This is a genomic window from Acinetobacter towneri (assembly GCF_001758345.1).
Lineage (GTDB): Bacteria > Pseudomonadota > Gammaproteobacteria > Pseudomonadales > Moraxellaceae > Acinetobacter > Acinetobacter towneri_A.
In genome coordinates, this window is the sequence record NZ_MKQS01000005.1 from 169,800 (window position 1) to 193,402 (window position 23,603).

The following is a 23,603-nucleotide window of genomic DNA, read 5'->3' on the forward strand; positions in this document are numbered from 1 at the left end:
TGGATGTGGATAACGCGACATTTACACTGGGTATAAGTCTAAAGTTATCCACATCTGCCGAATGCTGAGTCGTGGATTATTGTGGATCTGCTTGGGTGGTTTTTAACAAAGTCTGCAAGTTTGCAGCTTTTGGTTTCACCAGCCAGAATTTACGGCTATAGAAATCAAACTCATGGCGGATTTTGTATGCCCACGCACTGCCTGTTTCTTTAATATGTTCATCTAAAATACGGCACAAGAACTCTTTATGTTCTTCCATCGCTTCCGTTGAAATACGATTCAGCTCAATCAGTTCATGGTTGTAATGGTCAACGAAGTCATTATCTAAATCGAGTACATAAGCAAAACCACCGGTCATACCTGCACCGAAGTTATGACCCACTTTGCCCAATACAGTCACAATACCGCCTGTCATGTATTCACAGCAATGGTCGCCTGCGCCTTCAATGACTGCAAACGCGCCCGAGTTGCGCACCGCAAAACGCTCACCTGCCGTACCTGCAGCAAATAATTTACCACCGGTTGCACCATAGAGACAGGTATTACCAATAATGGCAGTATTCTGCGTTTGGAAAGGCGAACCTTTTGGTGGGAAGATGGAAATACGCCCCCCCGCCATGCCTTTACCCACATAGTCATTGGCATCGCCTTCAAGTTTGATATGCAAACCACCTGCATTCCAAACACCTAAAGATTGTCCCGCTGTACCCGTAAGGTTCAATTTGACAGGATGGTGTTCCATGCTCAAGTTACCATAACGACGCGCAATTTCACCTGAAATACGGGCACCAATTGAACGGTCACAGTTGCTCACATTAAAGTAATAATCGCCCCCTGTACCTGCTTCAATTGCAGGCAACATTTCTGCAATCATTTTTTCAGCCAAGATACCTTTATCAAACGRTGCATTGCCTTCAACCTGACAGTATTGCGCTTTGCCTTCTGCCGCAGGGTGCGATTCCAACAAGGCACTTAAATCTAAGTGCGCATGTTTTTCGGTTTCACCTGGTAAAATTTCTAGCAAGTCGGTACGGCCAATCAAGTCTTTTAAGCTCGCCACACCCAATGCGGCTAACCATTCACGGGTTTCTTCCGCAATGAAAGTGAAGAAGTTGATCAGCATTTGTGGTTCACCAATATAGTGTTCCTGACGCAAATGATCTTGCTGTGTTGCTACACCAGTAGCACAGTTGTTTAAGTGGCAAATACGCAAATATTTACAGCCTAAAGCAATCATTGGTGTTGAACCAAAACCGAAGCTTTCTGCACCTAAAATTGCAGCTTTAACCACATCTAGGCCAGTTTTTAAACCGCCATCGGTTTGTACACGAACTTTGCCACGCAAATCATTCACACGTAGAGCCTGATGCGCCTCGCTTAAACCTAATTCCCAAGGCGAACCTGCATGGTGAATAGATGATAGTGGCGATGCTGCTGTACCGCCATCATAGCCCGAGATGGTAATGAAGTCGGCATAGGCTTTGGCTACACCTGCTGCAATGGTACCCACACCCGGTTCAGATACCAACTTGACCGATACCATAGCTTGCGGATTGACTTGTTTTAAATCAAAAATCAATTGTGACAAGTCTTCAATCGAATAAATATCGTGGTGTGGTGGTGGAGAAATTAAAGTCACACCCGGTACAGAGTAACGCAAACGGGCAATCAAACCATTCACTTTACCGCCTGGTAACTGACCGCCCTCACCCGGTTTTGCACCCTGCGCCACTTTAATCTGCAATACTTCTGCAGATGTTAAGTAAGCAGGAGTTACCCCAAAACGTCCCGAAGCAATCTGTTTAATTTTCGAGTTACGAATAGTGCCGTAACGCGCAGGGTCTTCACCACCCTCACCTGAGTTTGAACGTCCACCAATGGTGTTCATGGCAATGGCAATGGCTTCATGTGCTTCTGGCGACAATGCCCCTAAAGACATCCCCGCAGAGTCAAAACGCGGTAAAATTTGCTCAACCGATTCAACTTGATCTAAGGCAATGGAATTGTCTGTTTTTAACTTGAATAAATCACGAATAGTCGCAATAGGGCGATTGTTCACGATTTCTGCATATTCTTTAAAATCTGCATAATTGCCAGAACGTACCGCTTTATGTAAGGCATTGATCACATCTGGGTTAAAAGCATGGTATTCCTTGCCAAAGACAAATTTCAGCAAACCACCCTGATCAATTGGCTTACGTGATTTCCACGCAGTATCTGCCAGTTTTTTCTGATCATTTTCAAGATCGGCAAAAGTAGCACCCTGAATACGGCTCGGTACACCAATAAAGCAGGTATTCACCACTTCAGCAGACAAACCAACCGCTTCAAATAATTGTCCACCACGGTAAGAGGCTACAGTTGAAATACCCATTTTTGATAAGACTTTGAGCAAGCCTTTTTCAATCCCTTTGCGGAAATTACTTTGCGCATAGACAGGGTCACCCAATAACTCACCTTTGGCAACCAAGTCATTGATCACATCATAAGCCAAATATGGATATACCGCTGTTGCACCAAAACCGAGCAATACTGCAAATTGATGTGGATCACGGGCAAAGCCAGTTTCGACAATAATGTTGGCATCGGTACGTAAACCGACTTGAATTAAGTAGTGATGCACCGCACCAGTCGCCATGACGGCATTGGCAGGCAAGTAACCTTCACGGATTTTTTTATCGGTAAGCACCAATAAAGTTTTTCCATCACGCACCGCTTGTGCAGCAGTTTCGCAAATCCGTTGAATCGCAGCTTGTAAACCTTCACTTTCTGCATAGTTCAGGTCGATGTCGGCAATTTCATAGCCTTTACGCCCTAAAGTGCGAATCTGATGCATTTTGGAATTGGTCAGTACAGGGCTTGAAATAATCAAGCGGTCTGCATGTTCTGGGCCTTGCTCAAATACGTTTTGTTCACGGCCTAAACAGGTTTCCAAAGACATCACGATAGATTCACGCAATGGGTCAATCGGTGGATTGGTTACCTGTGCGAACTGCTGACGGAAATAATCCGACACATGGCGTACCTGACGCGACAATACCGCCATTGGGGTGTCATCCCCCATTGAACCGACAGCTTCCTGACCACTTTCTGCAATTGGACGCAATAACTGGTCACGTTCTTCAAAGGTCACCATAAACATTTTTTGTGCAGCTTTTAAGGCATCGCCTTTTAAGCCGTGGTCACATAAATATTCTTCAAGCTCTGGGCTACCTTGTAAACGGATTGAATTTTCACGTAACCATTCACGGTAAGGACGCATTCTTTTCAGATGGTTATTCACATCCTGCGTATCGAGCACTTTGCCAGTAAAGGTATCGACTACCAAAATTTGACCTGGACCAACACGTCCTTTAGAGATCACATCTTCAGGCTCATAACCCCATACCCCAATTTCAGAGGCCAAAGTGATGTAGCCGTTTTTGGTAATCACCCAACGTGCAGGACGTAAGCCATTACGGTCCAGCATACAGATTGCATGACGGCCATCCTGAATTACTAAACCTGCAGGGCCATCCCACGCTTCCATGTGCTTAGAGTTGAACTCATAGAAGGCGCGTAAATCGGCATCAATGGTTTCGACGTTCTGCCATGCAGGCGGAACCAACATACGCAAGGCACGGAATAAATCCATTCCGCCACCCACCAGAATTTCCAGCATATTGTCTAAGCTTGAAGAGTCTGAACCTGTACGGTTTACAATTGGGTTTAGTTCTGTCAAACCTGGCAATAATGGATTTTCAAATTTAGGGGTACGTGCCATCGCCCAGTTACGGTTGGCGGTAATGGTGTTGATTTCACCATTGTGTGCCAAGTAACGGAAAGGCTGCGCCAACGGCCAACGTGGCAAAGTGTTGGTCGAGAAGCGCTGGTGGAACACCACAATATGTGATGCTAAACGTTCATCGGCAAGGTCGGTATAAAAGTCTGCAATCGCTGCAGGCATCATCAAACCTTTATAGCTGATCACGGTTGAGCATAGCGTGGTCACATAAAAATATGGATCGGCAGTCAATTGCTGCTCGGCACGACGACGCGCCAAGAATAATTTGCGGTTAAATTCAACTTCAGTCACACCCAATGGGCAATTGACAATAATTTGCTCAAAAGCAGGCAAAGACTGCATGGCGATTTCGCCCAATGCGTCATTATTGGTTGGCACCACACGCCAAGCCAAAACTTTACAGCCTTCTGCTTCAATTTCTTTGGTCAGGATATTTTTAGCATGTGTCGCCAAAGCAGGGTCAAGGTTCAGAAATACCGTACCCACTGCAAAAATTTCGCTCAGGGTAATGTCACTTAAGCGTTTTGCTTCTTCACGGAAAAATTGCTTTGGCATCGCCAACAGCAAACCACATCCATCGCCCGTTTTACCGTCTGCGGCAATACCACCACGGTGGGTCATGCAACTTAAACTATGAATGGCAGTCTTGACGAGATCATGGCTTGCATCACCCTGCATATGGGCAATTAAACCGAAACCACAGTTATCTTTAAACTCATCCGGTTGGTATAAACCTTGAGCGGGAGCTACAGTATTAGGCGATGGCATGTGCATAGCGTACCCTTCTTTTACTTGCCCAATTGGGCCAATTAAACAATCTGTTTTTGCGATTTAACTCAATTTACAACTCTAAACATCAACTTAGAGTAAATGACCTATCTCTCATTTACGCAACTTTTACACTTGAATGTAGCAGGTAAATTTGACAGTTTCGCACAATCATTGAATCTGTTTTGCGCCAAAATAGGGACAACAACTCAATTCACGCACCAATAAAAGCAAAAACAATGCCAACTTTATTTTTTTATTCAACCATAACCAAATTTCAGCATTCACCGCATAAATGTAAAATAAAATCGCATTTTTAAGTCGAAATCGCACTGTTTTTGTGCACTTCATTCTTTTTATACACCATGCTGCGCCATTTTAGAACGCATTTATTTATGAGAAGAATAGTTTTTTTAGATCAAATTGGTGCAACTGAGCCAGAATAGCTCAATGCGAATCATAGACAAAAAGAATAGAACAAATAAAGGCAAGCGATGGTTTGAATGACTAAAATGAAGCTAAAATAATATTGGAAATGTTTGTGATTAGTTAAAAGGATCGCGCACTTCAGGTTCAGGTGCATCGGGCTGAACATGTGCAGTACCACTTTGTGATTTTTGTACATCCACGACATTACCCTCCTGATCACGGCGGGTAATCGTAGTACTGGTGGTACTATTTTGTGGGGCAACAGCCTGCGTAGTCGGTGCATTCGTTGTGGTTGCAGGTGGACGCGCTAAAATACTTTCATCTATTACAGGCACAGCTGCAGGACGTAAATTTACTGCATATAATTTGGTGCTCAATCCAATTTCATCTGCCCCTAAATCATTGACATAAGGACGATAATCTGCAAATTGCACCACTACAGGCTGAATGGTTTCAGGAAATTTAAATGGCAGTGCTGTCAAAGCATGTGCAGCTTCGCGTTTATTGCCAAAACTACCATATAGCATCACATATTGTTCAGACTGCCCCTCACCGCTTAAACGAATATAAAACAGCTTGCTCCGATCTGTTTGCTTTTTAATAAAACTTTTAATGATGTTTTCATCACTGACCCGAAACAATTCAATTGTACTGTTATTTTTTTGTTCCTGAATAAATTTAGTACCCCGAAATTCAGCCTCATGCAAGCCTGAAGCCGTTAATCGCGTGGTGAGCTCCAAAGGTCGAACTTCTTCTTGTAAACCACCTAAATAAGTGGTTGCAGCAACCTTTTCAGGTTGAATTTGCAGATCAATTTCAGACTCAGGTTGTTTTTCAATTTCAACCAGTTCGTCACGGTCAGTCACCGCCCAAAAAATCAGTGCCGCCAATAAACACAGCATCGCGCCCAGCAACCAAATCGACTGTTGAATTTTTTGCCAGTGTGTACGCAGTGCTGTCATATGCTGCCTTTATGCTTGATTGGCTATAATCGCCTGTTTCATCAATTCTAAGTCAAACTCTTTGGTGATGATGGCTTGACCCAGTTGCTTCATGAGCACCAAACGCAATTGACCATTCAACACTTTTTTATCATGTGCCATATAAGCCAAAAACTTGTCCAGTGGAATTTTCGGACATACTATCGGTAAATTAGCACGAGAAATGATTTTTTTTGTACGCTCTAGATCTTCGGCAGAAATCCAGTCCATGCGCTGCGATAAATCAGCGGCCATCACCATTCCTGTCGCGACAGCTTCACCATGTAACCATTCACCATAACCCAAATAAGATTCAATCGCATGCCCAAAGGTGTGCCCGAGATTCAATAAAGCGCGCTCACCTTGCTCTTTTTCATCATTAGCAACAATACGTGCTTTGTGTGCACATGAACGATATACCGCTTCTGCCAATACGGCAGGATCACGCGCCACTAATGCTTCCATATGCGTTTCAAGCCATTCTAGAAACTCAACATCTCCCAAAAGAGCATATTTAATGACTTCGGCTAAGCCTGCACACAACTCGCGCTCAGGTAAAGTATTCAGTTGAGACATATCAGCCAGCACCACTTGTGGTTGCTGAAACGCGCCAATCATGTTTTTACCCAGTGGATGATTAATCCCGGTTTTGCCACCCACACTTGAATCGACTTGTGACAATAAAGTGGTCGGTACTTGAATGAAGTACACCCCACGTTGGAAGCTTGCCGAAGCAAAGCCTGCCATATCGCCAATCACGCCACCACCCAAAGCCAGCACTGTACAGTCGCGGTTAAAACCCGCTTCTAGTAAAGCATCAAAAATAAGAGTCAGATGCTGAATATCTTTGTATTGTTCTCCATCAGGCAAAATACAGGTTGCCACTTTTTTGCCCAATGCTTCAACAGCGATCACATAGTGACTTAAATACAAAGCTGCAACCGTGGTATTGGTTACAATCATGACTTGCTGCCCTTGAATATAAGGTGCAAGTAGTTCTTGGGGTTCAAGATCACTACCAATAAAAATAGGGTAACGGCGATCGCCGAGTTCAACATGTAAAGTCTGCATGAAAAGAGTCGCTTTCTTCCTAAGATATTTGCTCTGAAACAATCGTATTTAATATTTTTTGTGCCAAATCTCGTGCGGCACCCTGATTGGTTTCAATAATATAATGTGCCACCTCACGATACAACGGATCACGCACTGCAAGCAAATCGCGTAATTTTTGTTCGGGGTTTTCGACTTGAAGTAAAGGACGATTTTTGTCGCGATAGGTTCGCTGAAGTTGAATTTCAACAGGAGTATATAGATAAACAACAATACCACGTTGTTTTAAAAATTCACGATTCGGGGCTTGAGTTACCGCACCACCACCTGTAGCGAGTACAAGTTTATGCCGTGTGGTTAACTCATCAATGACTGCTGTTTCACGACCACGAAACCCTTGTTCGCCTTCTTTTTCAAAGATCCAAGGAATCGTAGCGCCTGTTTTACGCTCAATTTCATGATCACTGTCTAGAAATTGACGCCCTAACAATTCCGCCAAATGGCGTCCTACAGTAGTCTTACCTGCCCCCATCGGCCCTACCAAATAGATATTTGGTAGGGTATCAAACTCTTTGCTTAGCAAGGAGTCACCTATAAATTTTGTTTAAATTGAAAATATATTAATGATTTCTTGAAACACTGTCATTAACAATTCGTGGTGTAACAAAAATCAGTAACTCACGTTTGTTTTCCGACTTAACATCTTTACGGAATAAACGTCCGATATAAGGAATATCGCCCAAGAATGGAACCTTGGTTTGTGAGTTAGCCGTTTGTTGCTCAAAAATACCGCCCAAGACTACAGTTTCACCATTGTCCACTAAAACGTTGGTATTTACGGCGTTTTTGTTAATGGTGAGCTGACCTGTAGGTGTTGCTGCACCTGGTGAGTCACTGGTAATATTTAATTGCATTTGTACTTTACCATCAGGTGTGATACTTGGAGTCACATCCAGACTTAAAGTCGCATCAATAAATTCAGTGGTCGATACCGCATTGACACCTCCACCCTCAGAAGATTGATACGGAATTTGAGTACCCGATGCTACTTTGGCATTTTGCTTATCTGCAGTCAGGATTTTTGGTGTCGAAATCACTTCACCGTAACCATCAGCTTGTAATGCAGACAATTCCAAATCTAGCATAAAGTCAGATAAACTGATTAAACCAAAGGCAATCCGGCTAGCACCTGCACTGGTCACTCCTAAATCGACATTCAGGTTTTGTGGACGTTCAATTTCATAGGTATAACCACCACGCTCGTCGTCAAATTCCGGCTCACGTAAATTCCACAGTGTGGTATCACTACCACCGACTAACAAGTTATTATTGTTGGTAATCCCTTGTGACAAGATGCCCCACTTCACCCCCATTTCTTTGGTAAAATCTGTGGTTGCACGGACAATACGTGCTTCAATCATCACCTGCTTCACAGACACATCGAGCAAATCAATCATTTGACGAATCTGATCAATTTTTGCCGATGTATCGTTAATGATTAAGGTATTGGTACGTGGATCTACCGACACTGTACCACGTGGGCTCAGCAAACTGCCCACGCTATCACCTAATGGGTCATTTGTGTTAGAACCACTGCGTGAGTTAGAAGTGTTTTTACCGTCGGTAATCAGCTTCTCAATATCTGCAGCTTTAGCATAGTTCAATTGAATATATTCAGTTTGTAATGGCGCCAACTTGACACTTTGCGCAATCGCCTTAGCTTCCTCTTCTTCGGCTTTAATCAATTCAGAAACAGGCGCAATCCAGATGACGTTACCATTACGACGCTTATCCAAGTTTTTGCTTTTCAAGATAATATCTAAGGCCTGATCCCAAGGTACATCTTTTAAACGTAAGGTAATGTTACCTTGCACGGTGTCTGCTGCCACCATGTTTACGCCTGTGAAATCAGCCAGTAACTGCAATACACGACGCACTTCGATGTCTTGGAAATCTAATGAAATCTTTTTGCCTGTATAGCTTTGCGCTGCACGAAGTTTTAACGGGTTTTTATCAACCGGGCGTTTGAGGCTGATCGTTAGTTTGTCTTCTGCTTGATACGCCATATATTCATAGCTGCCTGCAGCCTGAATAGTAATCACGCCATTGCTGCCATCATTGTGTGCATCAATGGTCGAAACAGGCGTTGCAAAGTCATTGACATTTAAACGACGCGCCAAATGTGCAGGTACTTTATTGCCTAAAGTACGTACCACAATTTTGCTGCCTTGCTGCTGCACATCTACAGGGGTATTGCTACCGAGTAGATCAATCACCACCTGACCTTCACCTTCACCGCCACGCTGGAAACCAATATTGGAAACGCCTTGCGCACTACGTTGAGCAGTCACGGCAGCCACAGGGGTTGCCGTTTTTGAGTTGATTTTTAAAATAAAGGTGTTGCCTTCAACCCGCGTGGTGAATGCCCCCGCATCTGCTAGGTTCACAGTTAAACGTGAACGCTGTGCATCTGAACTCACCTCTACAGAGCTGGCTTCTTTGGTCGCAACAGCAACACTGTTTTGTCTCAGGGTTTGTTGTGCTTTATCAAAATCTAGAATCAAGCGGGAAGGTTGTTCGAGCTGATATGCGGCAGGTTGAGGTGGCAAACCATTAAACATGACACGAATTTCGGTGCCCTGCCCCGGAATTTGCATGGGTACGATGTTGGTAATGCTGACTTGGGCACTGGCAACTTGCATCACGGCCATTGCGACTGCACCCATTGAAAACTGACGGAACAAATTGTTCATTGTATTACCATCCCCAAAAATAAAATCTTTCACACTGTTATTCATTTTTATTCCTTTAATTTATGGCGCAGGCCCAATTAAAACTAAACTTCTTGGACGTTCTACATAACCTTCACGACCATCTGGAATAATTTCGATTAAATCAATTTGTGTAGGCGTAATATTTACTACACGACCATGATTTACCCCCATATAGCTACCACGCTGGATACGCTCAATTTCACCGTCTGGTGTTTGAATCAATGCCAAAATTTGACCATTTTGACGCATACTGCCTTTCATGGTCAGTGATTCAAGTGCGTAATTTTCCAAGGGTTGTAACTGGCGAGCAAGGTTCGGATAAACGCGTTTCCCTGCCATTATTTTAAGCTCTGCCGCCAATGAACTAGGCAAAAATGGGCTTTTGAGCTGGTGTGCTGCATAGTTAAAAGTTGGTGCAGGTTCAAACACAGGTGCGGGTTCAATTGGCAGTGGCGGCTGATTACGAATTTCAGCCATTTGTGTATTCACAGCATCAATCCGAGAATCACAACCTACCATCAACAAAGTCGCCATCAGAGCCAACGAAAGCTTTTTAATTTTCATTATTCAGCCCCTCCAACATTACCCGCAGTTTGTGTATCTGCACTGCCTACATAACGATAAGTTTTTGCTTGCGCTTTATAGGTTACTTGCGGAATATCAGTTTTCTTGTCTGTATTTTCAGTCGCTACAATTTCAAAGTCGTGCATGGTCACAATACGTGGCAATGCTGCTGTACCACTCACGAATGAACCAAAGGCATGGTAATCACCTGTTGCTTCAATTGAAATTGGCTGTTCAATAAAGAACTCTTGTTTAATCTCATTCTCTAAACGAATGTTTTTAAACTTTAAACCTGAATTCACGCCAGTGACGTTAATATCTTCAACCAATCCTGGAATTTCAGTTTCTTTAGGCAATTGTTCAAGTTGTTGATTAAAGTTCGCTTCCATTTCTTGTAATTGTGCTTGATATTGCTGCAAATTACGCAATTTAGAATCTTTTTCGCGGAACTCATTTAATAAGTTTTGTTCTTGTGCTTGTGCTGCTGCAATGGCATCTAACTTTGGCTTGATCACGACAAAATAACCTAAAGCCAAAATCAGGAAAATAATAAAAATCCAGCAGGTAATTTTGACCGAAAGCGGCCAAGCACCATAATTATTTGGATCTAGGGTATTGAACTGTTGAAAAAACTTTTCAACGGTCATTTTCTTTTTCGGAGCAACAGCAGCATCCTGATTTACTTCATCAAATTCATCGAGACTCATTGTGCTGCCTCCGCTGCTGATGTTGGATTAGGTTCTATTGGTGTTACAGGAATCGCAATATCTTCTAAATCTGAAGTCACTACGAAAGTACCGTAACTTTCCTCTACACGAGGAACCACAGAGCTTGGTGCTTTATCTTTGTTTTCTTCTTTGGCTAAGAATGAATTCATAAATGCATTGCGATACCAAGGCGATGCTTCCAAATTACGCAAGAATTCAGCCACTGTATTTGGACTTTCAGCCTTGCCTTCAAAAGTAAATTTATTGCCTGTCCGACTCACTTTGGTTAAGTACATATTGCTTGGTGTCACACGCACCAATTCATCCACTAAACGCACAGCGATTGGACGCTGACTTTGTAAGCCCTGAATTAACTTCATGCGCTCAACAATAGCATTCCGCTGTTCTTGCAAGCCTTCTAAAGATTTTAATTGTACATCTAGGTTTTGGTTGGTGCTGATCACCAATTGATTGGCTTGTTCTTGATCTTCTAACTTCGCGTTATAGAAGAACCATGCTAAAGTCACCAATAACACCCCAACAGCAGCCGCTGCAATACAAAATACAATAAATTCTTTTTTTCGTTTTTCTCTTAGCTCATCGCGCCAAGGGAGTAAGTTAATCTTTGCCATTAATCAAAACTCCTCATTGCTAAACCACATGCCACCATCAATGACGGTGCATCACTTTCAATTTTTTTAATGTCGATTTGTGGAGAGAAGCCCATTTGCAAGAATGGATTGGCAATGGTCACACGGTAGCCCAGTTTTTGCTGCAACAACTTCGCAAGACCTGGAATATTGGCATTCCCCCCTGCCAATAAAATGTGATCAATTTCGTTAAATTGTGAAGATGAAAAGAAAAACTGCAGTGAACGTGCAGCTTGTTGCACCACCGCTTCCAAGAACGGTTCGAGCACTTCTACATCGTAGTCATCTGGCAAAGTACGGTTTTTTTTCGCGCGACCTGCTTCTTCGTAAGACAAACCATAACGGTTTTGAATTTCTTGTGTCAGCTGCTTACCACCAAAGGTTTGCTCGCGGGTATAAATAATTTTGTTATTTTGCAGCACCGACAAGGTGGTCATGCTATGGCCAATGTCCAAAATACCAATAGTGTTCACACCCATTGGCAGGGTATCGGAGAACACTTTAAAGGCATTTTCGATAGCAAAACTTTCGACATCGGCAATTTTGGCTGTCAAGCCGCCCAACTCTAATGCTTCTACTCGTGCTTCGACGTTTTCTAAACGTGTCGCAACCAGTAACACATTGACGCGGTTTGGATTGGCTAAACGGTCTGGTTGGACTTCAAAGTCTAGGCTGACTTCATCTAATGGGAATGGAATATATTGCTCGGCGTCCATACGAATTTGAACTTCACGCTCATCGCTAGTCATATCTGCATCCATTTCAATGATTTTGGTAATCACCATTGAGGTTGGAATTGCAAATGCTGCCGATGTAGATTGCGTGTTTGCTAAGTTCAATGCACGTTCAAGCGCATCCCCGACTGCTTCTGGATTGAGAATGTTTTTTTCAACCACACTGCCTTCTGGAAGTGGGACCAGCGCATAGCTCTCGACCCAGTATCTACCATTCTTAACAGATAGTTCTAATAACTTAACAGAAGTAGAACTAATATCTACACCTATTAACCCCTTACTTGGCTTACGATATAACCTACGCACGATAATACCATTCCTATTATTTTTTTATCCCCAAAAAAATTTAACCTACTAATCCGCGCTGGTCTATAATTTTTTACGGATACAATAATTCATCTAACAATCCGTAAATCTACTCGCTATACTGACCAGCAATTAGTTTGCTATTAGCGCTTATTAAAACGCACTTGTTATGAAAAAGCTATCTTGTTCGGGTCGTGTTCATCCATTTTTTTTGATCATTATTATAATTTTGGTCGCAATACCGATGGGATTCTATGGCATGTATCTCTATATTGCCCCATCTTTGCCAGAAATGACCACCTTAAAAAAAGCACCATTACTAAAGCCATTGCAGGTTTACAGTGCCGATAATGAGCTCATTGCTGAGTATGGCGGCAAGCTTTCTGTGCCTGTCGATTATGAAAATATTCCTGAAAAATTCATTTTTGCGTTCTTGGCAGCTGAAGATTCTGCTTTTTTTGAACACAGTGGGATTAGCTTTAAAGGCTTAGGGCGCGCGGTGAGCGAGGCGGTAACAGGCTCCAATGTGCAAACGGGCGGTTCGACCATTACCATGCAAGTTGCGAAAAATTATTATTTAAGCCCTGAACGCACCTTAAAGCGCAAACTGACCGAAATTTTTTTAGCACGTAAAATTGAACAAAACCTGAGCAAAGAAGAAATTTTAACCTTATACGTCAATAAAATCTTTTTGGGTAAAAATGCTTATGGTATCGCGGCGGCTGCCAAAATTTATTACAACAAAAGCCTAGAAGAATTGTCGATTGCACAAATGGCGATGATTGCAGGGTTACCTAAAGCACCTTCACGCTACAATCCTGTAGTGAATCCCGAACGTGCTTTAGAGCGTCGTAACTGGATTTTGGGACGCATGTTGCAATTAGGGTATATCAATCAAAATGAATACCAAAAAGCGATTGCTGAAACCATTAATTTAGATATGCCAGACCGTAGCATTAGCAATAAACATCCCTATATTGGAGAAATGGTACGTGCTGAACTGGTCAGTAAATTTGGCGAACAAGCGGTTGATTCGGGCTATAAAGTTTACACGACGGTAGACAGCAAACGTCAGATGTATGCTGAACAGGCGGTGCAAGAAGGTCTTGAAGCCTATGATCGTCGTCACGGATGGCGTGGTGCAGAGGCACATGACAAGCCTCTGCATGAGTTTCGTGCTTATGCCAATACCTACCCTGCGCAAGTTAGCAAAGTACTGAATAATTCTTTTGAAGCGATAATGCAAGATGGTTCAACCGTAACGGTACCTTGGTCTGGGATGTCTTGGGCACGCCCCTACCGCAATGCCAATAGTGTTGGCAATGCACCCAGTCGTGCTGCACAAGTCGTAAAAGTTAAAGATATTGTACGTTTACGTCCAAATGACAATAAAACCGCTTGGGCTTTGGTACAAGTACCCAAAGTGCAAGGACAATTGGTTGCAATCAACCCCAACAACGGTGCTATTGAAGCGTTAGTCGGTGGTTATAACTTCTATCAATCTAAATTTAACCGTACCTTACAGGGTTGGCGCCAGCCAGGTTCTACCATTAAACCCTTTGTTTATGCACTGGCTTTAGAGCGTGGCATGACCCCACACACCATGGTCAATGACAGCCCCATTACCATTGGTAAATGGTCACCACGTAACTCCGATGGTCGCCATTTAGGCATGATTCCGTTACGTCGTGCACTCTATTTATCTCGTAACACGGTTTCTGTACGTTTATTGCAAGATGTGGGTATTGAACGAACTCGCCAATTGTTTATGGATTTCGGTTTACAGGAAGATCAGATTCCGCGTAACTACACGATTGCATTGGGTACGCCACAAGTTTTGCCTATTCAAATGGCAACGGGCTATGCCACTTTTGCCAATGGGGGTTACCGTATTCAACCGCACTTTATTAACCGTATTGAAGATGCTTATGGCAAGGTGATTTATCAAGCCAATCCTGAATATGCGTGTATTGCTTGCATTAATTCCAAAGAACAAACGACTGAAAGTGCCGAAGCCACCACGCCAGATGATGAAGTGATTGAAGTGACCAATCAAAAACTGGCACAAGCTGAACAGGATCCACAATTATTGGCAGAGCGTAGTCAGTACAAACAGGCACAACGTATTTTAAAATCTAGCTCGGCGTATGATATGTCCAATATTTTACGTGACGTAATTCAACATGGTACTGGACGTGCTGCGCTCAGAATTGGTCGTGGTGATATTGGCGGTAAAACAGGAACCACCAACGATGCCAAAGACGCATGGTTCGCAGGTTTCAACGGCAAACTGGTGACTGTAGCTTGGGTTGGCTTTGACCAACCTACCACTTTAGGACGTCGTGAATATGGGGGGGTCGCAGCGCTGCCAATTTGGACAGACTTTATGGGCAATGCACTTAAAGGCACACCTGAAGCATGGGTCAGTTTAGACAGCAAAGCCAAAGCGCCACAACGTGAACTTAATCAAATAAATGCAGAACAGAAGCAGGATTATCGTGCTTCACCGCCATTGGCACGTCCACTGTATCGACCTGCACCTGTTGCGCCAGCACGTGCGCCTGAGCGTGATTTTGACGATTTACCAGGCGAGGAGGTGTTAATTCCTGAAAACGCTGCACCGCCTGTCATGCAAGCGCCAAACAACAGCCCTGTCAAACCCAATGCAGCACCTAAACCTGCTCCCGATGCGTTAGAAAACTTAATTGACGAAGTCTTATAACCACAGACATGCAGTCAGAAAAAAGCCCTCTTACGCAAAGATGAGGGCTTTTTTTATGGGCTATTCAAACTTACTTTTTCTGAAACAGATAAATTTGATGCTGTGCTGTCACGTCAAACTGGGTTTGCTGTTCCAATGCCTGACGGCGCTCTGCTTTCGCTTTATAGGCATAAGGTGTCATAGCAATTAAATGAATTAAATCGCTTTGATTGAGCTGTAATGGTATTTCCACCACACTGGCATCAACCAAATCAAAGGCAGTTTGCAATTGGGTGATAAATTTTTCGGGTTCATGTGGCTTCACTTCTTCAAACAAAGCTTGACGCATCGCCAATAAATGCTCAGGCGCAGGCGTCACCACCAACAAATAACCTTGTGGTTTTAAAACCCGTAAAATTTCCTGTTGCGGGATTGGGCTAAACAGGCTGGCACATAAATCAATACAATGTTCCAAAACAGGCAAGGTGGCTCCTGTCCCCACCACCCAAGTCACTGCGGAATTCAATTTTGCCGCTACTTGTACGGCATTCTTGGCAATATCCACCCCGACACACTGCAACACTTCGCCTTGCATGGCAGCAGTATAATAGCCTTCACCACAGCCAATATCCAACAAATTTTCGATGCGTAACGCACGAATTTTTTGCACCACCGCCTGTTGCAAGGGCGCATAATGGCCTGCACTTAAAAATGCACGGCGTGCCTGTACAGAAGTAGGTGTATCCCCTGGATTTTTACTGTGCTTATGCTGCACCACATGTAAATTGACGTAGCCTTGTTTCGCAACATCATAGCTGTGATTGCTGGCACAACGCCATGTTCGATCATGCAGTTGCAATACCTGACGACATACAGGACACATCAGCAAATTCATCATTTTCTCCAGAGTGGACAACACAAAAAAGTCGGCGAGTGCCGACTTTTAAACTTTTCGGTTGGATAGGCTTAACGTAATTTTAAGGTCATTAAACCTAAAACCACCAGCATAATTGTGATAATCCAGAAGCGAATCACCACTTGGGTTTCTCGCCAGCCTTTCTTTTCATAGTGGTGATGCAACGGCGCCATTAAGAATACCCGTTTATTGCGCATGCGTAGTGAACCAATTTGCAGGAAGACCGAAATCGCTTCAACCACAAACACCCCGCCCATAATCGCAAATACGATTTCCTGACGTACCATCACGGCAATCGTACCTAGCATTGCCCCCAAAGATAGCGCACCGACATCGCCCATAAAGACTTGTGCAGGATGAGCGTTATACCACAGGAAGGCTAAGCCTGCACCAATCATCGCGGCACAAATCACCACCAACTCAGACGCATATTTCACGTAAGGGATATGCAGATAATCAGCAAAACGAACATCCCCCGCCAAGTAGGCAAATACACCCAAACCAGCTGCAACCAGCACGATTGGCATAATCGCCAAGCCATCTAAACCATCAGTCAGGTTTACCGCATTTGAGGCACCGTTAATCACCAAATAAGTAAAGATAATGAAGCCAACGCCGAGTGGAATCAAAGATAAAGGAATGCTGAAATCTTTAAAGAATGGAATCAACACATCCAGCATATCTGCGGTTTGTGTAGGATTTGGTTGTTGGCTTGCAATCACATACAATGCAATACCCGCACCCAATGATGCGACCGAAGTCCAAAAAAACTTTTTACGCGCAGGCAATCCCGCATTGTCTTTGTAGCGAATTTTAATCCAGTCATCTGCCCAGCCTACAGCGCCAAAAATGACCATGACCGCCAGTACAATCCAGACGTAAGGGTTAGATAGATCTGCCCATAATAGAGTCGAAATACCAATGGAAAGTAGGATTAATACCCCGCCCATGGTTGGCGTACCCATTTTTTTGGCATGCCCTTCAGGTGCATAAGAGCTGACTGCTTGACCGTATTTTAATGCTTGCAGTTTACGAATCATCACAGGGCCAAGCACCAAGCCAATGCCAAGTGCAGTCAATACACTCAGTAATGAACGTAATGTTAAATAACGAACCACTTGAAACGAACTGTGATAGCCCGCTAGCTGTTCAAATAACCATAACAGCATTTAAATTTTCTCCATCAATGCAGCCATCAACGTTTCCATATGGGTATAACGAGAACCTTTAAATAGGAAACTCATGGACTGAGGTTGATGTGTTTTTACCAGATCAATTAAAAACGGTAAGGCTTGTTCTTGAGTGACAAAAGCCTGTAATTTTTTTCCATATTGGGAACTGCGTGCACCTTCTTGGGTCGCAGGTGCAAATTCACCGACCGCCACCACAAAATTGATGCCGCGAATAGACACCAAATCACGCCCCAACATATAGTGTTGCTGGGCCGCACTGTTGCCGAGCTCACCAATATCACCAATGACCATAACTCGCACACCTGTTTGCTGTGCAAGGACTTCGCCTGCAGCACGCATAGAGGTTGGATTGGCATTATAGGTGTCGTCAATGAACAAATGTTTGCCTTGCTGAATAAAGTTCAAGCGCCCTTTTGCCCCCTGCGCCTGTTCTAAGCCTGCGACAATATCATCTAAATTTACGCCAATTGCCAGTGCAAAAGTAGCAGCAGCCGTAGCATTCTGAACATTGTGTTCACCCGCGAATGGCAATTGAATCTGACGCACACCTTGGGCAGTATTTAAACAAAAACTTGCCGATTGTGGCTGCAACTGAATGTCTGTCGCAAACACATCACCGCCTTCGCCAAAACTTAGACGCTGTTCCGACTGAACCGCCTGCTGAATCTGTTCGGTAAAATCATCGGCAGCAGGGACAATGGCCGTGCCTTGTGGGGCAATATGTGCATAAATTTCAGACTTAGCCCGACAAATGCCCTCACGTCCACCAAACTCACCCAAATGCGCAGTACCAATATTGATAATGCCTGCCACCTGCGGCTGCACCAAGTTTGAGGTGTAATCGATTTCACCTTGATGACTGGCGCCTAATTCCATCACTGCATATTGATGGCTTGCATTCAACTCCAATAACATCATCGGCACACCCAAGTCATTATTCAGGTTGCCACGAGTAATTAAAGTCGGTGCCAAACGGGACAAAATACTACCCAGCATTTCTTTGGTGGTGGTTTTGCCACTACTGCCTGTTAACGCAATCACTTTTAATTGTGGATGTTGCTGACGACGAAATGCGCCCAAGTGTCCTAAAGCTAAGCGAGTATCAGGTACAACCAATTGGCAAATATCTGCGTCTACAGGCTGGCTGACAATTGCCATAGAGCAGCCCTGTGTCGCCACTTGTGCCACAAAGTCATGCGCATCAAAACGCTCACCTTTTAAAGCCAAAAAGGCATCACCTGCTTTGGCATGACGTGAATCGGTCAAAATACGTTGTATATCACCTTGCGGTGTTTGCCCATTAAACCAATAACCTTGTGTTGCCTGTTGCAGTTGCTCAGCAGTCCAAGGTTCTAACATTGCGGTACTGGTGGTGGAAGTGTGCATACAAATTCCTTATTGGGCAGGATAAGCAGTAGCTGAACAATGTTGTGCATCAATCGCAGATTGCACTTCAACCACATCGTCAAACCAGTGTCTTACCCCATCTATTTCTTGATAGTTTTCATGGCCTTTTCCTGCAATCAAGACAATATCACCCGATTGTGCATGTTTGACGGCATATTTAATCGCTTCACGACGATCATGAATTTCATGGCTCTGTGCCACCGACAAATCGACACCTGTCTGCATATCGGCAAAAATTTGCAAAGGATCTTCTGTACGCGGGTTATCTGAGGTCAAAAGCACAACATTGGCATAATCTAATGCCGCTTGAGTCATCAGGGGACGCTTGCCACGATCTCGATCTCCACCACAGCCAAATACCGCCCAAAGCTGTGCGCTGACATGACGTTTTAGAGTTTGCAGCACCTGAATAAGGGCATCTGGCGTATGCGCATAATCCACTACAAATAAACGCTCTGCATCACGCAACACTTGCATACGCCCCGGTGCGCCTTGAAGTTGTGCAGTCGTATGGATTAAATCTGGCAATGCAAAACCTGCTTGCTCTGCGGCAATTAAACTCGCCAGCAAATTTTCAACATTAAAATGTCCAAGCAACGGACTTTGCACCACATATTCTGCCGTAGCAGTTTTTAGCTGGAAACGTACGCCATTCAGACTGTATTCAATCTGCTGTGCTTGATAATCTGCCGCCTGCTGCGTGGAATAAGTCAAAATTTTTGGTTGAGCAGGATTCTGTTGAGCCGCTTGCAACATGATGCCTGCATATTGATCATCTAAATTGATAATGGCAACTTTTAAACTGGAAAACTGAAACAGCATCGCTTTGGCTGCAGCATACGCCTCTAAAGTCCCGTGATAATCCAAATGGTCACGGCTCAGGTTGCTATATACCGCAATTTCAATATCGCAACCATTTAAGCGCCCTTGCTCTAAACCGTGTGAACTGGCTTCAATTGCGGCAAATTTTGCGCCTTGTTGTGCATAGCTGTATAAAGCATTTTGCAGTTGCAAGGCATCTAAAGTGGTATGCGTTGAAGCTTCCAAATTAGGCAAAATTCCATTGCCCGTGGTACCCATTACCGCACAGCGTTGAGCTTGCAACATCAACAATTCGGCAATTAAACGTGAAATGGTGGTTTTACCATTGGTCCCCGTGACAGCAAGCATACGTGCCAAAGGTATGGGCTGTCGCGCTTGTAAATATTGTTTTTGCCAGTGTCCCATGCGCTGACGCACATCAGGCACTACCAAATTATTGGCAACTGCCAGTTCAGTTTCCGAAATCACCGCCAAAGCCCCTTGATCTAAAGCGGCTTGTGCAAATTGAGCGGTTTTTTCAGGCTGCGACAAACTGGTCAGAGCAATAAAAATTTGCCCTGGTGTAACATGGCGGCTGTCGAGCTGAAAGCCCTGAAAGTCTTGTGTCATCCAATCTGCAACGCGAGAACTGCGGTAAATATGTTGAAAGCTGATAGACATGCGTCACCTGTTATTGGATGTTGGGAGTTTCTAAAGGTTTATCTAAAGGTACATTCATTAAACGTAAAGATTCTTGCATCACACGAGCAAATACTGGCGCTGCCACCAAACCACCATAATACTGTCCTTTTGGATTTTCCACCACGACCACCATGGCTAAACGCGGATCACTGACTGGCGCAACCCCAGCAAACAAGGCACGATATTCAGTCTGTGAATAGCCTTTGCGGTCTGCACGAAGTTTATGTGCTGTACCCGTTTTACCTGCAACTCGATAGCCTGGAATATTGGCTTGACGTGCTGTACCACCTGGCAAAGTTACCGCTTCCATCATCAGTAGAACTTGGTCAGCAATTTTAGCATCGACAATTTGTTCACCTTTGGGCTGTTCTTCTAATTTATATAAACTCAGCGGCATTTTTACGCCTTTATTGGCAAGCATGGCATAAGCATCTGCCAATTGCAGCACAGTGGCATTCAAACCATAACCATAAGACATGGTCGCCACTTCGGACACATTCCATTTGCTTGGCGGCAAGATTAAACCTGCGCTTTCACCCGGAAATTTCACCGCCGAACGCGCACCAAATCCTAAACGCTTATAAAAAGTCGGTAAGGTAGCATACGGTAAAGATAAAGCTATTTTCGCCACCCCCACGTTTGACGATTTTTGGATAATCCCCGCCAAAGTCRGTGAGCCATAGTTGTGAGTATCACGAATGGTATGGTTGCCAACCCGCATTGAGCCACCACTTAAATTGACCACGGTATTCGGTGAATATTTGCCACTTTCCAGTGCCATTGCCACGGTCATAGGCTTCATGGTCGAACCTGGTTCAAAGGAATCCACCGCGCCACGGTTACGCATGGCATCTTTATTGGACAAACTTTTTTTATCATTCGGGTTATACGACGGCCAACTGGTCATCGCTAAAATTTCACCGGTTTTAACATCCACCGCAATTGCTGTAGCTGAACGGGCATTATTTGCCACCCCTGCCGCAGTCAATTCACGATACATAATGTATTGCAAACGTGAGTCAATACTCAGGGTAATGTTTTCACCCGGCTCAACTTCCTTCACTACTTCTGGGTCTTTGACACGGTTACCTTTTTTATCACGTACGATTTGTTGTTCGCCATCTACCCCTGCCAAGCGGGTATTCAACTGCATTTCCAAGCCTTCAATGCCTGTGCCTTCACTGTTGGTCAAACCAATAATTTGTGCATTCGGCTGTGGCTGCGGGTAATAACGTTTATAGTTTTTCTCGGTATACACCCCTTGGAAATTACGTTTTAGAATCAGCTCTGCCTGTTGCGGCGGCACTTCTTTTTGCAAAACCAAATAACGTGAACGCGGACGCTCGTTCATTTTATTTTTAAGTTCTTGACGATCCATCCCAACGGCATCGGCAAGTTCATCTAAATTCAAGTTTTTATCGGGCAATTGGCGTTGTAATTTACGACTGGTCGGATTTTTTTCTAGCTCGGCTGTAATCTCTTCAAACAGTTTTTTATTGTCAAAATAATCACGTGGATCAATCACCACTTTCATTACAGGAGTACTAATTGCCAAAGGCACACCGTGGCGATCATAAATCACCCCACGCATGGCTTTGAGCTTTTCTGTTCTTAAAATATTGGCATTGGCTTTGTTTTGTAAAAAGTTATGGTTCACAATTTGCACATAAAACGCACGCCCCACCAGTGCCACGAACACCAGCAGTACCACAGCCCACATTAAGTAAAAACGCCACATTTCTACATGAATGGCATTTTTTCCAGTTACCGATTGCTGTTTCTTTCGGGTTTGCTTTTTGCGCGTATCGACCATGTGCAACTCGCCTTATTGTTGTGCTGAAGTTGTAGGCAAAGAAATCACCACCGTTTGCTGTGCAGGCGGTGAATACATGCGCAATTGCGTCACCGCACGGGTGCCAATTTGTGCAGTTGCACCAAAGGTCTGCTGTTCAATTAACAAACGCCCCCACTCGGCATTTAGGTCATCTCGCTCGCGCATATAAGAACTCAGCTCACGATAATCATGGCGATATTCAAACACTTGGAACACCACCATAATCGCGCTGATGAACACCAGCGCCAATAAAATAAAATAGGCCACCATTTTTTTCAGTCGCACTTGAGATTGATTTTTTTCAACGTTTTCAGTTTTCATTATTGGCCTTTTCAAGCTAATCGTTCTGCAACACGTAGCCATGCGCTGCGTGAGCGTGGATTGGCTTTGACTTCTTCATCACTGGCACGCACACGTGAGATTTTTTTCAATCGACGCGTATCTTGTTGCTGCTGTAGCAAGCCCCAACCTGAATCTTCAGGCAAGCTCGATTCTTTTTGAATAAACTGTTTAATTAAACGATCTTCCAAAGAGTGGAAGCTAATTACAGCCAAACGACCTTCGGGTTTTAACACCTCTACCGCCTGCGGCAAGAAGTTTTCAATATCTTCTAATTCTTTATTAATCGCAATACGAATTGCCTGAAAAGTACGCGTTGCAGCATGTTTGTTTTTTTCCCACTTCGGATGGGCAACTTTTACAATTTCAGCCAATTGCGCGGTGGTTTCAATATAACCCGCCTGTTTAATGGCTTTGGCAATACGGCGGCTATAACGCTCTTCACCATATTGAAAAATCACATTGGCTAAGGCTTCTTCTTCAATATCCACCAACCACTCTGCTGCAGTCGGACCTTGTGAATTGTCCATACGCATATCAAGCGGGCCATCTTTCATAAAGCTAAAACCGCGTTCTGCCTGATCGAGCTGTGGTGACGACACACCTAAATCGGCCATCACACCATCGACCTGTGTGACACCCAAATCACTTAAAGCTTGCTGCATATCGGCAAAACTGGCATGAATAATCTGAAAGCGAGAATCTTGATGCGCCAATTCTGCTGCCACAGCCAAAGCTTGTGGATCTTTATCAAAGGCATAGACTCGTGCCTGCGCATCCAATTTGGATAACAACAAACGCGTGTGTCCACCTCGTCCAAAGGTAGCATCGACATAAATTCCTGTATTGCGATCTGCCAACACGGCATCAACAGTTTCATGAAGTAATACAGAAATATGCGACATAAGGTTCAATCAATACAGCTAAAATGTAACTGCACATTATTACCTTGTTTTGGCAAAGC

At 44.0% G+C, this 23,603-nt stretch carries 17 protein-coding genes; 1 reads left to right on the top strand and 16 read right to left on the bottom strand.

Going from position 1 to position 23,603, the window contains the following annotated elements:
- Positions 1-76 precede the first annotated feature (76 nt).
- From gltB to BJN41_RS04095, 9 genes are all read right to left on the bottom strand, one after another.
- Complete coding sequence (gene gltB / locus BJN41_RS04050) at positions 77-4,552, bottom strand: glutamate synthase large subunit (RefSeq protein ID WP_171257420.1); 4,476 nt, start codon at positions 4,550-4,552, stop codon at positions 77-79.
- A 545-nt stretch (positions 4,553-5,097) separates the two neighbouring features.
- Positions 5,098-5,943: a hypothetical protein gene (locus BJN41_RS04060; protein WP_070153517.1), complete on the bottom strand. Its 846-nt coding sequence runs from the start codon at positions 5,941-5,943 to the stop codon at positions 5,098-5,100.
- A 9-nt stretch (positions 5,944-5,952) separates the two neighbouring features.
- On the bottom strand, positions 5,953-7,032 hold the full coding sequence (gene aroB / locus BJN41_RS04065; protein ID WP_070153520.1) for a 3-dehydroquinate synthase: 1,080 nt from the start codon (positions 7,030-7,032) through the stop codon (positions 5,953-5,955).
- Between the two features lie 19 nt (positions 7,033-7,051).
- Entirely contained in the window at positions 7,052-7,594 is a 543-nt protein-coding gene (aroK, locus tag BJN41_RS04070) for a shikimate kinase AroK (RefSeq protein WP_070153522.1), read from the bottom strand.
- A gap of 37 nt (positions 7,595-7,631) precedes the next feature.
- Positions 7,632-9,764 (bottom strand): type IV pilus secretin PilQ, encoded by a 2,133-nt coding sequence (locus BJN41_RS04075; protein ID WP_171257421.1) that lies wholly within the window; start codon positions 9,762-9,764, stop codon positions 7,632-7,634.
- A gap of 60 nt (positions 9,765-9,824) precedes the next feature.
- A complete protein-coding gene (locus tag BJN41_RS04080; protein WP_019836142.1) occupies positions 9,825-10,349 on the bottom strand; it encodes a pilus assembly protein PilP in 525 nt (174 codons plus the stop codon).
- A complete protein-coding gene (locus tag BJN41_RS04085) occupies positions 10,349-11,056 on the bottom strand; it encodes a type 4a pilus biogenesis protein PilO (RefSeq protein WP_070153528.1) in 708 nt (235 codons plus the stop codon). The genes BJN41_RS04080 and BJN41_RS04085 overlap by 1 nt, the downstream gene beginning before the upstream one ends.
- Positions 11,053-11,688: a PilN domain-containing protein gene (locus tag BJN41_RS04090; protein ID WP_070153532.1), complete on the bottom strand. Its 636-nt coding sequence runs from the start codon at positions 11,686-11,688 to the stop codon at positions 11,053-11,055. The genes BJN41_RS04085 and BJN41_RS04090 overlap by 4 nt, the downstream gene beginning before the upstream one ends.
- Positions 11,688-12,746 (bottom strand): pilus assembly protein PilM, encoded by a 1,059-nt coding sequence (locus BJN41_RS04095; RefSeq protein WP_070153535.1) that lies wholly within the window; start codon positions 12,744-12,746, stop codon positions 11,688-11,690. Before BJN41_RS04095 ends, BJN41_RS04090 begins: the two co-directional genes overlap by 1 nt.
- 169 nt (positions 12,747-12,915) lie before the next feature.
- Between BJN41_RS04095 and ponA the strand changes: the two genes are divergently transcribed.
- Positions 12,916-15,468, top strand: coding sequence for a penicillin-binding protein PBP1a (ponA, locus tag BJN41_RS04100; protein ID WP_070153538.1), 2,553 nt, complete (start codon positions 12,916-12,918; stop codon positions 15,466-15,468).
- 70 nt (positions 15,469-15,538) lie between these two features.
- On the opposite strand, the gene BJN41_RS04105 is transcribed toward ponA, so the two are convergent.
- The 7 genes from BJN41_RS04105 to rsmH all read right to left on the bottom strand — a co-directional run bounded on the left by BJN41_RS04105 (position 15,539) and on the right by rsmH (position 23,544).
- Entirely contained in the window at positions 15,539-16,342 is an 804-nt protein-coding gene (locus BJN41_RS04105) for a putative RNA methyltransferase (RefSeq protein WP_070153541.1), read from the bottom strand.
- 71 nt (positions 16,343-16,413) lie between these two features.
- The gene (mraY, locus tag BJN41_RS04110) at positions 16,414-17,532 is read right to left on the bottom strand and encodes a phospho-N-acetylmuramoyl-pentapeptide-transferase (protein WP_070153544.1); all 1,119 of its coding nucleotides are present in this window, start codon (positions 17,530-17,532) and stop codon (positions 16,414-16,416) included.
- Entirely contained in the window at positions 17,533-18,942 is a 1,410-nt protein-coding gene (locus tag BJN41_RS04115; RefSeq protein WP_070153547.1) for a UDP-N-acetylmuramoyl-tripeptide--D-alanyl-D-alanine ligase, read from the bottom strand. It lies immediately after the preceding gene.
- Between the two features lie 9 nt (positions 18,943-18,951).
- The gene (locus BJN41_RS04120; protein WP_070153550.1) at positions 18,952-20,445 is read right to left on the bottom strand and encodes a UDP-N-acetylmuramoyl-L-alanyl-D-glutamate--2,6-diaminopimelate ligase; all 1,494 of its coding nucleotides are present in this window, start codon (positions 20,443-20,445) and stop codon (positions 18,952-18,954) included.
- 10 nt (positions 20,446-20,455) lie between these two features.
- Positions 20,456-22,279, bottom strand: a complete 1,824-nt coding sequence (ftsI, locus tag BJN41_RS04125) for a penicillin-binding protein PBP3 (RefSeq protein ID WP_070153553.1) — start codon at positions 22,277-22,279, stop codon at positions 20,456-20,458.
- A 12-nt stretch (positions 22,280-22,291) separates the two neighbouring features.
- Positions 22,292-22,621 (bottom strand): cell division protein FtsL, encoded by a 330-nt coding sequence (ftsL, locus tag BJN41_RS04130; RefSeq protein ID WP_070153555.1) that lies wholly within the window; start codon positions 22,619-22,621, stop codon positions 22,292-22,294.
- Positions 22,622-22,632: 11 nt separating this feature from the next.
- On the bottom strand, positions 22,633-23,544 hold the full coding sequence (rsmH, locus tag BJN41_RS04135; RefSeq protein WP_070153558.1) for a 16S rRNA (cytosine(1402)-N(4))-methyltransferase RsmH: 912 nt from the start codon (positions 23,542-23,544) through the stop codon (positions 22,633-22,635).
- Positions 23,545-23,603 lie beyond the last annotated feature (59 nt).

Bases quoted from the DNA above. Each gene is read 5' to 3' on its own strand.
- BJN41_RS04060 (WP_070153517.1), bottom strand. From the start codon at position 5,943: ATGACAGCACTGCGTACACACTGGCAAAAAATTCAACAGTCGATTTGG.
- BJN41_RS04075 (WP_171257421.1), bottom strand. From the start codon at position 9,764: ATGAACAATTTGTTCCGTCAGTTTTCAATGGGTGCAGTCGCAATGGCC.
- BJN41_RS04115 (WP_070153547.1), bottom strand. From the start codon at position 18,942: ATGCACACTTCCACCACCAGTACCGCAATGTTAGAACCTTGGACTGCT.
- BJN41_RS04085 (WP_070153528.1), bottom strand. From the start codon at position 11,056: ATGAGTCTCGATGAATTTGATGAAGTAAATCAGGATGCTGCTGTTGCT.
- rsmH (WP_070153558.1), bottom strand. From the start codon at position 23,544: ATGTCGCATATTTCTGTATTACTTCATGAAACTGTTGATGCCGTGTTG.
- aroB (WP_070153520.1), bottom strand. From the start codon at position 7,032: ATGCAGACTTTACATGTTGAACTCGGCGATCGCCGTTACCCTATTTTT.
- BJN41_RS04105 (WP_070153541.1), bottom strand. From the start codon at position 16,342: ATGAATTTGCTGATGTGTCCTGTATGTCGTCAGGTATTGCAACTGCAT.
- ftsL (WP_070153555.1), bottom strand. From the start codon at position 22,621: ATGAAAACTGAAAACGTTGAAAAAAATCAATCTCAAGTGCGACTGAAA.
- BJN41_RS04080 (WP_019836142.1), bottom strand. From the start codon at position 10,349: ATGAAAATTAAAAAGCTTTCGTTGGCTCTGATGGCGACTTTGTTGATG.
- BJN41_RS04090 (WP_070153532.1), bottom strand. From the start codon at position 11,688: ATGGCAAAGATTAACTTACTCCCTTGGCGCGATGAGCTAAGAGAAAAA.
- mraY (WP_070153544.1), bottom strand. From the start codon at position 17,532: ATGCTGTTATGGTTATTTGAACAGCTAGCGGGCTATCACAGTTCGTTT.
- BJN41_RS04120 (WP_070153550.1), bottom strand. From the start codon at position 20,445: ATGTCTATCAGCTTTCAACATATTTACCGCAGTTCTCGCGTTGCAGAT.
- ponA (WP_070153538.1), top strand. From the start codon at position 12,916: ATGAAAAAGCTATCTTGTTCGGGTCGTGTTCATCCATTTTTTTTGATC.